The 16,090-nt window shown below is 40.2% G+C and carries 15 protein-coding genes; 11 read left to right on the top strand and 4 right to left on the bottom strand.

The features are described 5' to 3' along the window. Positions 1-174: 174 nt before the first annotated feature. The 5 genes from JZO85_RS02295 (at position 175) to JZO85_RS02275 (ending at position 4,378) form a co-directional block, all read left to right on the top strand. The gene (locus JZO85_RS02295) at positions 175-1,131 is read left to right on the top strand and encodes a sugar-binding transcriptional regulator (protein WP_207106883.1); all 957 of its coding nucleotides are present in this window, start codon (positions 175-177) and stop codon (positions 1,129-1,131) included. Between the two features lie 160 nt (positions 1,132-1,291). Then, entirely contained in the window at positions 1,292-1,972 is a 681-nt protein-coding gene (locus JZO85_RS02290) for a fructose-6-phosphate aldolase (protein WP_207106882.1), read from the top strand. 133 nt (positions 1,973-2,105) lie between these two features. Then, on the top strand, positions 2,106-2,468 hold the full coding sequence (locus JZO85_RS02285) for a DUF1722 domain-containing protein (RefSeq protein WP_207106881.1): 363 nt from the start codon (positions 2,106-2,108) through the stop codon (positions 2,466-2,468). A 63-nt stretch (positions 2,469-2,531) separates the two neighbouring features. Further along, on the top strand, positions 2,532-3,470 hold the full coding sequence (locus JZO85_RS02280; protein WP_207106880.1) for an NADP-dependent oxidoreductase: 939 nt from the start codon (positions 2,532-2,534) through the stop codon (positions 3,468-3,470). Positions 3,471-3,634: 164 nt separating this feature from the next. Further along, complete coding sequence (locus JZO85_RS02275) at positions 3,635-4,378, top strand: cyclase family protein (protein ID WP_207106879.1); 744 nt, start codon at positions 3,635-3,637, stop codon at positions 4,376-4,378. An 18-nt stretch (positions 4,379-4,396) separates the two neighbouring features. Here JZO85_RS02275 and JZO85_RS02270 read toward each other — a convergent pair whose 3' ends face one another. Further along, on the bottom strand, positions 4,397-5,128 hold the full coding sequence (locus JZO85_RS02270) for an NADPH-dependent oxidoreductase (RefSeq protein WP_207106878.1): 732 nt from the start codon (positions 5,126-5,128) through the stop codon (positions 4,397-4,399). 361 nt (positions 5,129-5,489) lie between these two features. Between JZO85_RS02270 and JZO85_RS02265 the strand changes: the two genes are divergently transcribed. From JZO85_RS02265 to JZO85_RS02240, 6 genes are all read left to right on the top strand, one after another. Then, entirely contained in the window at positions 5,490-5,759 is a 270-nt protein-coding gene (locus JZO85_RS02265) for an ACT domain-containing protein (RefSeq protein ID WP_207106877.1), read from the top strand. Positions 5,760-5,771: 12 nt separating this feature from the next. Beyond that, positions 5,772-7,115 carry a PFL family protein gene (locus JZO85_RS02260; protein ID WP_207106876.1) on the top strand — a complete coding sequence of 448 codons (1,344 nt, stop codon included), beginning with the start codon at positions 5,772-5,774 and terminating at the stop codon, positions 7,113-7,115. Between the two features lie 140 nt (positions 7,116-7,255). Continuing rightward, on the top strand, positions 7,256-9,937 hold the full coding sequence (locus tag JZO85_RS02255) for an FtsX-like permease family protein (protein ID WP_207106875.1): 2,682 nt from the start codon (positions 7,256-7,258) through the stop codon (positions 9,935-9,937). Between the two features lie 378 nt (positions 9,938-10,315). Beyond that, positions 10,316-12,223 (top strand): threonine--tRNA ligase, encoded by a 1,908-nt coding sequence (thrS, locus tag JZO85_RS02250; protein WP_207106874.1) that lies wholly within the window; start codon positions 10,316-10,318, stop codon positions 12,221-12,223. Between the two features lie 315 nt (positions 12,224-12,538). Beyond that, positions 12,539-13,543 carry a nucleoid-associated protein gene (locus JZO85_RS02245; RefSeq protein WP_207106873.1) on the top strand — a complete coding sequence of 335 codons (1,005 nt, stop codon included), beginning with the start codon at positions 12,539-12,541 and terminating at the stop codon, positions 13,541-13,543. A gap of 122 nt (positions 13,544-13,665) precedes the next feature. Continuing rightward, positions 13,666-14,616 (top strand): P1 family peptidase, encoded by a 951-nt coding sequence (locus JZO85_RS02240; protein WP_207106872.1) that lies wholly within the window; start codon positions 13,666-13,668, stop codon positions 14,614-14,616. Positions 14,617-14,710: 94 nt separating this feature from the next. On the opposite strand, the gene JZO85_RS02235 is transcribed toward JZO85_RS02240, so the two are convergent. From JZO85_RS02235 to amaP, 3 genes are read right to left on the bottom strand one after another with little or no spacing between them, the layout of a single operon-like run. After that, positions 14,711-15,247 (bottom strand): Asp23/Gls24 family envelope stress response protein, encoded by a 537-nt coding sequence (locus JZO85_RS02235; RefSeq protein WP_207106871.1) that lies wholly within the window; start codon positions 15,245-15,247, stop codon positions 14,711-14,713. Between the two features lie 58 nt (positions 15,248-15,305). Beyond that, positions 15,306-15,494 (bottom strand): DUF2273 domain-containing protein, encoded by a 189-nt coding sequence (locus JZO85_RS02230; RefSeq protein WP_207106870.1) that lies wholly within the window; start codon positions 15,492-15,494, stop codon positions 15,306-15,308. Positions 15,495-15,505: 11 nt separating this feature from the next. Then, positions 15,506-16,081, bottom strand: a complete 576-nt coding sequence (gene amaP, locus JZO85_RS02225; protein ID WP_207106869.1) for an alkaline shock response membrane anchor protein AmaP — start codon at positions 16,079-16,081, stop codon at positions 15,506-15,508. Positions 16,082-16,090: the final 9 nt, after the last annotated feature.

The following is a 16,090-nucleotide window of genomic DNA, read 5'->3' as shown; positions in this document are numbered from 1 at the left end:
TGCCGCCTGTTTCTACCGATAGTTTCACTAAGATCTTTTTTAGAGCTTGCTAAAGCAAAACGAGTGAGGCAACATTTGAGTTTGAATAATTATTAATGATACACGCTTTGTTGAACGCCGTAAATGATATTTTGTTAGAATAAAGGAAGAGGGCTCTTACGGGAGGAAATGGACATGAAGGAAGATAAGAAAAAATTATTAGCAAAAGTCGCTTATATGTATTATGAACAAGAATTGACGCAGGCACAGATCGCTAAAGAATTAGCTATCTATCGGACAACAGTCAGCCGAATGCTGAGTCAGGCGAAATCAGAAGGAATTGTGGAAATCAAGATCAACCATTTTGATGCGAGTCTGTTTGAATTAGAAGAGCAGCTGAAGCACGCGTTTGATTTATCAGCTGTTGAATTAGTCCCGACAGAAAGAGATGCCAGTGAGGAAGCAAAGGAGGAGCAGCTAGCAGAGGCGGCTGGTGCCTGGATTCGCCGTCAATTATCTGATGAGATGGTTGTAGGCTTGTCATGGGGAGCCAGTGTCGGCAGAGCAGTCAATAAAATCGATCCCAAACAGCTATCTGACGTGTCTGTTGTGCCAGTAGTTGGCGGTCCGAGCCATATTAATTCACGCTATCATGTGAATACACTGGTTTATGAACTGGCGCGTAAATTAAATGGTCACAGCCTATTTGTGAATGCTACAGTGATTCAAGAAACTAAAGAATTGGCGGAAGGGATTTTTAATTCAAAATATTTTCATGACTTAAAAGAATATTGGAAACGTCTGGATTTAGTCATTGTTGGTATTGGTGGCCCTTTAAGCTATCATAAAAGTCAGTGGCGTGATCTATTGTCGCCGACAGATTATGAAGAATTGAAGCTGCGTGAAGCGGCCGGCGATTGCTGCTGCCGTTTTTATGACAGTTATGGAAAACTATTAAATGGCGCATTGAATCAGCGCACGATCGGTTTGTCTCTGGATGAGCTTGCGGATGTTCCTCAGTCAGTAGGAATTGCCCGTGGGATTTCGAAAGCTCGTTCGATCGCCCCGTTGTTGGAAAAAGGTTACCTTAAAACATTGATTACGGATCAGGAAACTGCACAGGAGGTTTTACGGTTACATCAGCGAAAGTAGTTTCTTTTAAAAAAATGCACATTTGTGCGATTGTTAAAAAATGTGTATTTGCGAAAGGCTTGCTGTAAAGCTTTTCGCTTTTTTTATGAAGAGAAGGCAGAAAAAATTTTTTTAAGGTGCTATGCTTATTCTATAAAAAAAAGTAAGGGAGTTTTCAAAAATGGAATTTATGCTAGATACAGCCAATATTGCTGATATAAAAAAATTTGCCGACCTTTTGCCAATCGCTGGTGTCACCTCAAATCCTTCGATCGTTAAAAAAGAAGGAAAGATTGATTTCTTCAGGCATATGAAAGAAATTCGCAGTATCATCGGTGAGCATCGTTCGTTACACGTACAAGTTGTTGCGACAGATTATGCCGGAATTATCAAGGATGCAGAAACGATTTTAGCAAGCATCGATCAAAAAGTGTTTATCAAAATTCCAGTCAATGAACCTGGTTTGAAGGCAATCAAAGAATTAAAGCGACGTGGCATCAATGTTACTGCTACTGCTATCTATACAAAGTTTCAAGCATATTTGGCTATAGCAGCTGGAGCTGATTATATTGCCCCGTACTTCAATCGAATGGAGAATCTGAACATCGATCCTCGTGAGGCGATTTTTGAAATGGCGGAAGAGATTGCCCGCACAAAGAGCGATACGAAAATCTTAGCGGCCAGCTTCAAGAATGTGGGCCAAGTCAATGCCGCTTTAGAAAATGGCAGTCAAGCAGCAACGATGGGTGTTGAGATCATTCAACAGGCTTTGGCAATGCCGTCAATCGCACAAGCGGTGTCAGATTTTACTGACGATTGGGAAGCAATCTTTGGTGAAGGCTCAACGATTGCTGATTTATAGTATATTCGAAAAATATTTTCAGACTGTAGACAATAAGTTTGCAGTCTTTTTTCTGTCACAACTAGGGAACTGTGAGCCTCTTACTTTAATAATTGTATTACCAGATGTTAAGCTTATCGGTGAGGTGAACGCGATGCATGTGCTTCAAAAAGAATGGGCCCAGTGGAAATATTTTGTCATGGCACGTTCGCAAAAGGAATACTTAGCTATACGTCAGCTTTTTTCCGGCAATCACTGGTCAGAAGAGAAAAGAGAACAATTTTACCTGCATTTGAATATAGTGAAAAAAATGCCGATCGATTTAAAAGCACAGAGAAATGCCTATGAACATGTTTGGGGGTATTTCAAAAAAGTTGCAGCACCAGAAGAGAAACAGCAGTTTTTCATTTTTCTGAATCAGATGACGGAAATAGAGGATAATGCCCTTCCGTATCTAAAAGCATTGGCCAAAAAATATCAAGTGGACTATCTATTAACGTCCCATCTATTTGATTAAAGCAAATCATTTCCGATTTTCAGATAAGACTTTTATAATGGATCGATATGGAGGGATGCACGAATGGAAACACGCGCAGTTGTAATAGAAGAATATGGTCATACGGACCAATTAAAAGAAAGTAAAGTAACATTACCAGAGCTAGGAGAGCATCAAGTTTTAGTGAAGGTAAAAGCTGCTTCCGTTAATCCAATTGATTGGAAGTTGCGTGAAGGATACTTAGCTCAAATGATGCCTTGGGATTTTCCGATCATTTTAGGTTGGGATGTTGCCGGTGAAATTGTAGAAGTTGGGTCAGAAGTGAGCAAGTGGCAAGTAGGACAAGAAATTTTTGCTCGTCCAGAGACGACTCGTTTCGGTACATATGCAGACTATACGATTGTTGATGATCATTTATTAGCAAACAAACCTGATTCTGTTTCCTTTGAGGATGCGGCAGCCGTACCGTTAGCAGGTTTAACTGCTTATCAAGCATTAATCACTCATGGAAAACTTAAAGCAGGTGAAAAAGTCTTGATTCATGCAGGTGCCGGCGGTGTAGGTATTTATGCTATCCAGTTAGCAAAAAATGCTGGAGCAACCGTGATTACTACGGCGAGTGAAAAGAATCATGCGTTGTTGAAAGAACTAGGTGCCGATCAAGTGATCGATTATCATACCACTGATTTTTCTGAAGTGTTAAAAGATATCGATCTAGTCTTTGACACGATGGGCGGCGATGTTCAAAAGGACAGCTTTAAAGTGTTGAACGAAAACGGCCGATTGATCTCGATAGTTAGCCAACCAGATGAAGAATTAGCTAAGAATATTGCTGTTGCAGAGAGTATTTGGCTTAAACCGGATGGTGGACAATTACAAGAGATTGCTGACCTAATGACTGAAGGAAAAGTAAAAAGTGTCGTTGGACATACGTATCCTCTTACAGCAGCTGGGGTGAAAGAAGCACATGAATTAAGTGCGACCCATCATGCAAAAGGAAAGATTGTTTTAAAAAACGACTAATCACTAAACTGTGCCAAACTTTCGGCACAGTTTTTTTTTGACTTATTAGGTCGGAAAAGCGATCTCGTCAGCTTTGAGTTAGCCGTGATTTGACAGAGGAAATGTTTCTAGGTATCGTTAAGTAAAAATGAAAGCGTTATAGTAAGAGCGCGAGGAGGAATAGTATGAGTGAGATTACGAACAGTATCGCCTTTTTAAAGAAGCAAAAATGGGTAGATTTGAGTCATAATATTTATGGCGGGATTCCCTACTTTCAATCGTTTCGACCGATGCAGGAAAAAACGTTAGTGACCGTTAAGAACGACGGTTTTTTTGCAAAGGAGTATCAGCTGGTCACGCAATATGGCACCCATATTGATGCTCCAGTGCATTTTGTGGAAGATCGAGTGTCTGTGGATCAATTGCCGATCAAAGATTTTTTGCTGCCCCTAATCGTCATCAATAAAGAGAAAGAAGTTGAAGAGAATCCAGATTATTCTGTAACGGTGGCAGACATCAAGGATTTTGAAGCTGAACATGGGGAAATCCCCGCGAACAGTTTTGTAGCATTTGCCAGCGGCTGGTCAAAACGTTGGGATGACCCTGAGGCTTTTTATAACGTGGATCAAAATGGACAAGCTCATACGCCTGGCTGGTCACTGGAAGCTTTAAAATATTTACATGAGGAGCGAGATGTGACGGCGATCGGTCATGAAACCTTGGACACAGATTCGGCAATCGATTGTACAAAAAATTCAGGATTGATCGGAGAATTATATTGGCTGCAGCAAGATAAATTTCAAGTGGAAGTATTGAATCGGTTGACGGAGCTTCCAGCTGTTGGCGGAGCGATCTCGATCGGGGTACCAAAAGTCAAAGACGCTCCTGGATTTAATGTCCGAGCGGTTGCGATTGTCCCAGAAAAATAAAAGAAAACAAGGCCTCGGTTAAAAAACGAAGCCTTGTTTTTTTAGAAATTCAATAGTGTCTGAGCGTCGCGGATATTCAAAATGCTGACGAACTTTTTCCGACCAGTTGGTTTCTTGGGTGTTACTGCTGCGTTGTTGATAATAAGCAGTCGTCTTTTTGTTATAGCTGTCGATCATATCGGGTGTCAGTGTTCGATAAGTGTTTGTTCCAAGTACGGCATTGATTGGCAGCCGTGGCTTCACTTCATTTTTTTCAGCGGGATAGCCTACGAATAATCCAAAAACTGGATAGGTCAATTCCGGCAGATCAAGCAGCTCCTTGATTTGGAACAAATTATTACGTATACCACCGACATAACAGATACCTAGACCAACGGATTCGGCGTAAACAGCCATTGATTGCGCAGCTAAAGTTGCATCAACAACTGAAACTACCAATGATTCCATTGTTCGCAGGTGATCGATAGAATCATTGTTTAAAGTTAAGACCTGTGCGTGTTTATTCAAATCTGCGACAAAAATATAGAGCTCGCCCTTATCGCCATTATCAATGGGAAAATTAGCAATTTCTTCAATCTGTTTTCTTTTTTTTATATCAGTGATTTCAATTATCGAGAAGGCTTGCAAAAAATTAGAGCTGCTGGCGCTTTGAGCAGCTAAGGTCAGTTGTTCCTTCAAATCTTGAGAGAGCTGTTGCTGAGTAAATGAGCGGACCGATGAGTGTTGAAGCATTGTTTCAAAAAGTTCCATAAAAAAGCCTCCTATTTCTATTTTACTGATTAGTCATCCTAGTGAGAGATGGTAATTGAATCAATCATAGAAAAAAAGAGCTAAGAAGTAAAGAAATATAGGGTGAGCGGCAATTATCGGGTGGGGGAGGTTGATTATGAAGCCTATTTTTGGTCGTCTGTGATTTTGTCAAAAGGGTTACTCTTCCATTTTTATAAAAGTATAACTAACGCTTAAATTTAGGAAACAGCGAGAAGCTAAATAATCAGAGTGTAAAACACGAACGTTTAGTGAAAAATATTCGATTTAATTCATAATTTTCTAATCGTTTTGCCATCACTGTGCTATAATGGGAAACAATTATCTGAAGGGAGTTATGCAAATGCGTGGCGTAGTAACGGTTATCGGAAAAGACAAGGTTGGCATCGTAGCTGGTGTCAGTCAGAAATTAGCGGAACAAAAAATTAATATTCTCGATGTTTCTCAAACAATTATGGGGGACTATTTTACAATGATGATGTTAGTGGAACTAACCAATGCTACAGTAGATTTTGAAGGAGCACGGGAGCAGCTTCATGAACTGGGAGAAACTCTGGGTGTAAAGATCAGTATTCAAAATCAAGAAATTTTTGACACGATGCATAAATTATAAGGAGGGCTCTTTTTGGAAACCAATCAAATACTGGAAACGATTCGAATGATCGAAGAAGAAAATCTGGATATTCGGACGATTACCATGGGGATATCTTTACTAGATTGTATTGATAGTGATAGTGATCGCGCCTGTGAAAAAATTTATCAAAAAATCACAACAAAAGCAAAGGACCTTGTAAAAGTAGGAGAGGCGATCGAAGCAGAATATGGGATTCCTATCATTAATAAACGTATCTCTGTCACACCAATCGGTATCATTGCCGCTGCTACTCCAGACACGGACTATGTAAAATATGCGAAAACATTAGATAAGGCTGCAAAGACTGTTGGTGTAAACTTCTTGGGCGGCTTCTCCGCACTAGTTGAAAAAGGATACCAGCACGGCGATAGGATTTTGATTGACTCCATTCCTCAAGCTTTAGCTGAAACAGATTTTGTCTGTGCTTCTGTCAACATTGGTTCGACAAAAGCTGGAATCAACATGGATGCTGTCGCACATACAGGTCGGATTGTTAAGCAAACAGCAGAGGCTTCTGATCTAGGCTGTGCGAAATTAGTAATTTTTGCTAATGCAGTGGAAGATAATCCTTTCATGGCTGGAGCTTTCCATGGTGTAGGCGAAGCGGATTGCGTCATTAATGTCGGAGTCAGCGGGCCTGGTGTGGTGAAACGTGCTTTAGAAAAAGTGAAGGGGGAGTCCTTCGATGTTGTAGCAGAGGTTGTGAAGCAGACAGCATTTAAAATTACACGGATGGGTCAAATGGTAGGGAAGATCGCTTCTGAGCGTTTGGATGTGCCCTTTGGTATCGTTGATCTGTCATTAGCTCCAACGCCAGCGGTCGGGGATTCGGTTGCTCACGTATTGGAGGAAATGGGCTTAGAAACAGTTGGGACCCATGGAACAACCGCCGCTTTAGCATTGCTAAATGATGCAGTGAAAAAAGGCGGGGTAATGGCATGTAACCATGTTGGTGGATTATCTGGAGCATTTATTCCAGTGTCAGAAGATGCGGGAATGATTGATGCAGTCAATAATGGGTCATTATCGCTTGAAAAATTAGAAGCGATGACGGCGATCTGCTCGGTGGGATTGGATATGATTGCAATCCCTGGTTCTACACCAGCAAGCAGTATTTCGGCGATGATTGCCGATGAAGCTGCTATAGGAGTAATCAACCATAAAACAACCGCTGTTCGAATCATTCCTGCTAAGGGCAAGGAAATTGGCGAAATGGTAGAGTTCGGCGGACTATTAGGACGAGCACCAGTGATGGCTGTCAATGCGGCAGGTTCAGCTGACTTTATTGCTCGCGGCGGTCGTATCCCCGCTCCAATCCATTCATTTAAGAACTAAAAAAGTAAGTAAAGTCGAGTTTAATAAGAACAATGCGAAGGTTTCTGCTTTGGCATTGTTCTTTTTTTCCGAATTTCTCCTACCAGTCATTAAATTGATTTATGTTAAAATGATAAGGACGAAAAAACAGGAGCAGGCAAATGAAAAATAAAACCTATTTTAAGGCAAGTTTACGTGAAATTATCTATTCTAAAGGACGCTTTATCGCAATCGTTCTGATTATTCTATTAGGGACATTATTATATGTTGGAATCAAAGCCACAGGACCGATCTTAAATCATTCGGCTAGTCAATTTGTTGATAAGCAGGAATTATCAAATTTGCAAATTGTTTCTACTGGCGGACTGACAGAAGAGGATGAACGATTAGCAGCCAAGATTCCTAATGCTGAGGTTGAAAGTGGTCATCAACTTTTTTATGCGGATAGTAAAAAGAACCAAGTGGCCAAGCTTTATTCATATGATAAAAAAAATCAACAAAATAAATTGATCGTAAAATCAGGACATTTACCTCAAAAAGAAAATGAGCTTGTGTTAGATGAAAAGGCCAAGGAGGAAGGTTATCGCCTAAATCAGACTTATCGAATCGATCAGCCGGATCAACTAAAGCGGAAAAATTTTAAGATCGTTGGCTTTGTCCAGTCTCCAATCTATATAAGCACGGAAGAACGAGGGCTTTCTAATGTTGGAAATGGGAATGTTGATTTTTTTGCCTACCTGCCGGAAAATAATTTCTCCAGTAAAATTAAATCGATCATCTACGTGCGTTTTGCAAATGTTAAAGGAAAAGAAACCTATGGCAAAGCTTACGAAAAAGCCATGGATAAAAACATTGAGAAGACCGAAGCGCTTTTCACCGATCGGCCAAAAGAACGAGCAGCAGAAATAAAGAGCGCTGCGCTAAAGAAAGTACAGCCTAAAAAAGCAGAGGTGGCTGATAGTCTAGCAAAATTAGAGACTGGTCAAAAGGAGTTAAATCAGGCTAAAGTACAGTTAGAGCAGCAGGCAGCATTGACATCAAACGAAAATCCTCAGCTGGAACAAGCCAAAAATGACCTTGAAGAGCGTCAAAAAGAACTGAACAGCAATCGTGAGAAATTATTGACCGCTCAACAAAAACTCAGTGATAGTGAAAAAGAGATCAACGATGTGAAGACACCTAGCTATTCTTATGATCAGCGAGCGGATAATCCAGGTTTTCAAGAATATGGCGATCTTTCTGAACGAATCGCCGCGATCGCCAATGTTTTTCCGGTCTTCTTCTTTTTCATTGCTGCGTTGATTACCTTTACGACAATGACACGAATGGTAGAAGAAAATCGTCGAGAAATTGGTACGTTAAAAGCTTTAGGCTATTCACGTTATGAAATATCGATCAAATATATCATTTACGCTGTATCTGCAGCAGCAGCTGGGATTATTTTAGGTTCTGTGATCGGAACCCATACACTGCCGCGCTTGATTTTTGAGCTTTCAAGTGACCGCTATAATTTTCCTGGAGTGAAAGCTTTCTATTTATCACGACCAATCATTCAAGCGACAATTGCCTTTTTGTTTGCCAGTCTAGGTGCGGCTTTGCTTGTCTTGCTGAAAGAACTGCATGAAAAACCAGCTGAACTTTTGCAGCCTAAAGCACCCAAGCCGGGACAGCGAATTTTTCTAGAGAGAATCACACCGATTTGGTCTCGCATGAGTTTTAACTCAAAAGTCAGCTATCGAAATCTATTCCGCTACAAATCGCGAATGATTATGGCGGTAATTGGTATCGCCGGTTGTGCAGCTTTGATGGTTGCAGGCGTTGGGCTGAAGGATTCATTAAGTTCAGTCGGACAGAAGCAGTTTGGTCCGATCATTGATTATGATGCGATCGTTACTTTGAAAGATCAGGCGGATAATTCAGCAGTTGAAAAGCTTTTTTCTAAGAATAAAAAGCTTACTGCTAATTTAGCTGTGATGAATCAAACAGTTGAACTAAAGCAAAAAGGGCAAGCTAACCAGAAATTGACAATGATGGTGCCGGAGGATCGGGAGGTGTTTAAACAGTATCTTCATTTGAAGAACAAGGGAGCGGGCTTCACGCTGCCCAATGATGGTGCTGTAATTACACAGAAAATGGCTGAGCTCTTTAATCTGAAAAAAGGCGACAGCTTGACGGTCTATGATGACGATCAGCAGACTTTCAAAGTTAAGATTGCGAATATCAGTGATAATTATTTGGGGAATTTCTTGTATTTATCAAAGGAATATTATCAGAAAGCCCGCGGAAACAATTTTGAAGCGAACAGCTATTTACTGAAAAGTAAAAAAATGACTAAATCAGAAGAAGAGAATTTATCGAAAAAGCTCTTGAGCTCAGATCAGGTGATAAATACTTCATTCATGTCTACCCAAATCGAGACCCAAGAAAATTCAATGGATAATTTGGATGGAATTGTTTGGATCTTTGTGGTGTTGTCAGGTTTACTGGCTTTTATCGTGTTATACAATTTGACGAATATTAATGTATCTGAACGTTTACGAGAATTATCGACGATCAAAGTGTTAGGTTTTTACGATCGAGAAGTGACTTCTTATGTGTTCCGCGAGAACTTCGTTTTTACGATTTTGGGAATTCTTTTTGGCTATGGTCTAGGGGTCATTCTAACGAAATTTATTTTGGATCAAGCATCGATGGAGACCATTACTTTTCCGCTAGTTATTCGTTCAGGGTCGTACCTTTTATCTGGCGGACTAACGATCCTGTTCTCAGTTATCGTGATGCTTGCGACTCATTTTCGTTTGCGGCATATCAATATGATCGATGCACTAAAATCAAATGAATAAACTCATAAGAAAAAAGCGTTGACAAAAATTTTGTGCAAGTCTATGCTTTAATCAATAGTAAAATGCAGTGAGAAGGACAACATTTGTTTTATTGCTCATCACAAGAGAAAGAAGCCGTGGCTGGAAGCTTCTGATTGAGAAAAGCAGATGACTCCCTTTGAGTGGCCGAAAACGGTCCGGATGATACCCGTTATGTGTCTCACGAGCCAAGAAGTGTAAGCTTTTTGGGAACTTGGGTGGTAACACGTTTATTCACGTCCCTATTTTTATAGGGACGTTTTTTTAATTGAAAAGCCTTCAGCCCTTTTGTTAAAATTAAAAGGAGAAGGCATGCAATAACAAATTTTTTATTGAAAATGCGGATCGGAGTTGAGTTGGATGTCAAAGGAAATCGAAATTGTTTTACCAGATGGAAGTAAACAAAAGGTGGCAAAAGACACCACATTGTTCGAGATAAAAAATCAACTGATGGAAGAAGCGGTCGTCGGCAGTATCGACGGCGAGCTTGTCGACTTATCAACTCCAGTTACGGAAAATGCAGAACTTGCATTTTATGATTGCGCATCGAAAGAAGGAACGACGGCGATTTGTCAGTTAGTCAGTCTGTTATTGCAAGAAGCAATCAAAGCTTATTATCCAGAAGCCCTTTTTGCAAAGGCTCAGCGAGCGGATCAATCGATCTGGGTGGATCTACGTGTGAAGCAGCCGTTGAGTGCTTTAGTTTTAAAGGATTTAGAGCATCATATTAAGAGACAAATCAAAGCAAATGGAGCAATTGCAAGCACTACGATGATTGTTTCAGAGGCTAGAGAAGTATTCAAGGACAATGAGTTGAAGCTGTCTGCACTGTCAGAGTTGTCTGCTGATCAAACTGTTTTCATTTATACCTTTGGCGATGTGACGGAATTTTTCTTAGAGCCGACTGCTTTGGAGCTGACAACTGCCAAGTATTTCTCTTTGTTAAAGGTTTCAGGTGCCTACTGGCAGGGAAATCCTGAAAATGAAATGCTTCAGCGTGTAACAGGAGTAGTCTTTGCGGAGAAAGCACAGCTTTTGGCTCACTTAGATTATTTAGAAGAGTCAGAAAAACGCAGCCATCAAAAATTAGGCAAAGAACTAGACTTATTTATGTTTTCCGAAGAAGCTCCAGGGATGCCGTTTTATTTGGAAAATGGCCTGATCATACGAAATGAATTACAGAAGTTTCTGCGAGAATTGCAGGCTAAATATGACTACAAAGAGGTTAAAACACCGTTGATCTTAAATCAGCGATTATGGGAGCGTTCAGGACACTGGGAACATTATAAAAACAATATGTATTTTACGAAAGTCGCCGATGAAGACTACGCATTGAAGCCGATGAATTGTCCGGGACATTGCTTGATTTACAAGGACCGCAAGCGATCTTACCGTGATCTGCCAATGCGAATGGCGGAGTTTGGACAGGTGCATCGACATGAATTTAGCGGGGCTTTGAATGGTCTTTTGAGAGTACGAACCTTCTGTCAGGATGATGCGCATATTTTTGTACGACGGAATCAGATTGAGCAAGAGATCGCATTGGCACTAAAAATTATTGATGAGGTCTATAAGATTTTTGGATTTGAATATGCTGTAGAATTATCTACCCGTCCAGATGATTTTATGGGCGAGATCGAGCTGTGGGATGAAGCAGAGGCTTCGTTAGGAAAAGTTTTGACCGATCTGGGTTATAAGTACAATATCAATGAAGGCGATGGTGCCTTTTATGGTCCGAAGATCGATATCCATATCAAGGATGCTTTAAATCGCAGTCATCAGTGTGCGACCGTTCAATTGGATTTTCAAATGCCAGAAAAATTTGATTTGAGTTATGTGGATGAAAATAATCAGGAAGCACAGCCAGTGATGATCCATCGAGCAGTCTTTGGTTCATTGGATCGTTTCTTGGGTATCTTGATCGAGCACTATGCGGGAGCATTTCCGTTTTGGTTAGCGCCGAAACAGGTAGCGCTGATCAATGTCGCACAGCCTCATGAAGCGGGGGTAGAGGAATTATTCCAAGAATTTCATGCCGCCGGTATTCGGGTAGAAAAGGACCTGCGAAATGAAAAACTAGGTAAGAAAATTCGTGAAGCCGAGCTGCGGAAGATTCCGTATATTTTAGTCGTTGGCGATAAGGAATTGTCTGAAGATACTTTTGCAGTCCGCAAACATGGCAGTGACAACGTTAAGCAAATGTCAAAGGCCGATTTCATGAATCTGCTCAAACAGCAGGCACTAGAAAAAAATCATCAATATTATTAAGCAGAAACGCTGAAATAAACTTCAGCGTTTTTTTCATGACTTTAAGCAATTGCTAAAAGCTCAAAAACAATTAAAACCAACAGAAAAGCAAAAATAAAGCCGCCGTTGAAACTTTTAGTGTCTATGATTTTGGGGATACTATCTTAAAGTGCTATTTAGTAGTGAGCAGCAGCGAGTGAGGTACGCGCCCGAGAAACTTTTAGTAAAACAATAGTTGCTATTTTCCTTGTTTCCTGTGTATGATAATCAAGTTGCCAGTTCTACTTTTCGCCGTATACTAAATTTTAGAAATTTATTTTAGAAAGCAGGGAAACCATGGATATTTATTTAAAGAAAGCCGCTCTCCATATTGTCGATCGGGAATCAGGCGATCCGATTTATAGTCAGAGTGAATTAGATTTGACGAAAGAGTATATTCGGGAATATTTGACAAAAAAAATTCAAAAATTATCTTCAGCACAAACCAAGACAGGGACGTTAGCGGAGGATTCTACGTTTGCCTTATTAAGTCAACAGGCAGAACATGATTTTCTGCCAGCTAGTGAAAAAATTGTGACTCGCTGGTATGAAGCATATAAGGAAAGTGAAGAGGCACCAAGTGCGGATGTTTTTATCGCTTTATATGAAGAAGACACACAAATGTATCTAGCTTTTTTAAAAGTGAATTACCATGAAGGCTATACCCATATTGTTGATTCAGATGAAGCAGGTTTGAAGAATGAATTAATCGTGCATCGTGCATTGCTTTCGAGTAAATCACAAAAAGCAGATGAGGGAATTGTAGTTAATTTAGGGAATTTGAGCTATGAAATGATCGAGAAAAAATACCCGTTTTCTGGTGAAAAGCGCTTATATTTTTCAACACAAGTAATCGAAAGTCGACCAGCTCCTTCACTGGAAGAAAATGTTCGTGTCATTAAAAAGGTGGCGGAAAAAATTGGCGCTAAATTTGAAAATCAGAAGCATGATGTGATCGCTGATGTAAAGGAAGCCGTTTATGACGTGGTAGAAGAGAATGGTCAGATCGATGCGAAAATCGTCGCACAAAAGGTCTTTAGGGACAATGTTTCCGCTCAAGTGGCGTTTCAGGAGGAAGTCGTTGAAAAGGGCTATGTGGATCAAGCACCTTTATTGAGAGAAGTTCGTGAAATTACGGAAAAGAAATATGGCAAACAGAAATTAAAACTATCGAACGGCATCGAATTGATTGTTCCATTGGATGTTTACCGCAATCCTGAACTGATCGAATTTACGAATAATCCTGATGGGACTATCTCAGTGACGATCAAGAATGTTGATGAAGTAATCAACCGCCTATAAAAGGTGGTTGATTTTTAGTATAAGCATTAACGATGTTCAGGCTTAGGTAAAGGCACGCTTAATTTGAAATTGAGCTGATTAAAAGAATAGGCTAGAATGGAGAAAATGAGCGGAGGAACAAGATGGAAAACTATCAGGATTTTTTTCGTATAGGTCAATATACCGATACCGAAGCGATGACCGGCTGTACAGTCATTCTTTGTGAGGATGGTGTAACAGGCGGTGTTTCTGTTCGCGGCGGTTCGCCCAATACAAGAGACACGGATGCATTAAAATCAGAGAATAATCGAAAATTTGTCCACGGAGTAACTTTATCCGGCGGCAGTGCTTTTGGATTGGCAGCAAATGCTGGCGTCGTTGATTTTTTGGAAGAAAATAAAATTGGAAGGGATATGGGAATCACGTTTGTTCCGAATGTTGTTGGAGCGAGTCTTTTTGATTTGCGGATCGGCCGCTCAGACGTTCGTCCAAATTATCAGGCTGGTCGTAAAGCTTGTGAAGAGGCCTTTAGTGGACAGAAATTCCAAGCGGGGAATTATGGTGCTGGAACCGGCTGCAGTGTTGGCACAATTAATGGCGCAAAGAATGCCATGAAGGGCGGGATTGGCCTTCACACAATGCGTCATGAAAACTTGTGGGTTTCGGCTGTCATTGCAGTCAATGCCGTAGGAGACGTCTTTGACGAAGAAACAGGAAAAATTATCGCTGGCGCTCGCAAAGCTGGCGAAACAAAAATCGGTTTTTCCGAAGCGCTTTTCCTGGAATATTATCAAAATGAAGAAGCGTTATTTGATGGAAATACAGTGATCGGCTGTGTAATGACTAACGCTACGTTCCCAAAAGCCAAAATGAACAAGCTGGCTGATATTGGTCACAATGGCATTGCACGAGCGATTCGTCCATCGCATACAACTTATGATGGTGATACATTATTTGTTTTAGGAGCCAACCAGATTAAAGCCAGTTTTGAAGCAGTCTCAATCTTAGCAGTTGAAGCTGTTCGACAGGCAATTGTAAAAGGAACTCAAGCCGCAGAGACATATCAGGATTATTTAGGATACAAAGAAATATAGTTAAAAAACAGCCCGGACAGAATATGTCTGGGCTGTTCATTATCTTTTATGAAAAGACTAGTCAAAGTTCGGCTAGTCAATGGGGAAGATTGGTTTATTGTACGCGTGGTTCAGATTCTAAGTTGTCGCCGATTTTATCAGCTTGATTGCTCATAGCGTTTTTCGCGCGATTTGTTTGTTTTGATGCGAATTTTCCAGTAGTTTGAGCAGCGCTAGTTACTTTATCCTGAACCGTTTCGCTGTCTTCTTCGTACTCCTCGCGTGTTTTGATATCAACAACATTCACGTTGACTTCAATGACATCTAAATGAGTCATTTTATCCACTTGTTCAGAAATCAATGCTTTCATTTCATCATAAATGTTTTCGATATCTTTGCCGTACTCAACGACTACATCCATATCAACAGCTACTTGTTTTTTACCAACTTCAGTGCTGATACCGGAAGTTACATCGTCACTGTTAACTAACTTGTCTTTGATGTTAGAGAAAAAACCGCCGTCTACTGTCAATAGTCCGTCTACGTTTTCCAGAGCAATTCCGATAATCTTTTGAATTACTTTGTCCTCATAGGTTAATTCACCTTTAACATCTTTTTTTGGTTCTGTAGGTTTGATTGTTGTGTTTTCCATAATTTTTTTCTCCTCCTGAGTGTATTAATATATGATTTTTTACATTTGATTGAGGTGACTATTTTTTCAAATAGTCATCTAAAATATGATTGTTCTTTAGGTAAATACCAAGAACTACTCCGATAATTGTGATCAAGATCAGTAAAATCGTTTTAAAAAAGCCGATGGTAAAGAATAGTACAGCTAGGATAAAACCAAGGATACCGAAGATCACAGGGAGCTTGTCTCGTGTTAAAAATTCTTGCATCGCTGTTCCTCCTATTCTACTCGCGGCCGCGTACGTGTTACAGTTGTGTCTGTTGGTGCTGGTTCAAGTGCTTGAAGTTTTACTTTAATAGAAACTTTTTCATCTGGGCCTAGTAATTCCCGAATTTTTGTTTCTACATTTTTGGCCCAGCGATCCGTTTGACCAACTAAACCAGATGTTTTCTTCAATTGCCCGCGAACATTCACTCTAATTTTATTTTTCGTCGCCGTCACATTGACCTTGGGGTTATCCATGAAGTCTTCCTGTTTGATACTTGTCCGGACATACCCTTCAATCGCTCGCTTATCCAAAGCTAATTTTCCACGTTCTTCCTGTAAGACGAACTTGGTCACCCTCTTTGGATAGAATAGGATTATGAAAATCCCGATTACCGTTAAGATGGCTAAAGCTGCTGCTACCCAGAATAAATATACTTGAGCGTAATTATTTGTTAAGACAAACTGTTGCAAAGAGCTTAAATCTAACGGATTTGAAGCGATAAAGTAGTAAATTGCTACGACGGATAGGAAAATTGAAAGTAAAACCAGCGAAAAAATAGTTAAGATGGTTTTAAGAACTTTATTCATATCGCACCT

It is taken from the genome of Candidatus Enterococcus murrayae, assembly GCF_017315985.1.
Lineage (GTDB): Bacteria > Bacillota > Bacilli > Lactobacillales > Enterococcaceae > Enterococcus_A > Enterococcus_A murrayae.
Note: the sequence above shows the minus strand (reverse complement) of the source record. Positions and strands in the feature narration are given on the sequence as shown.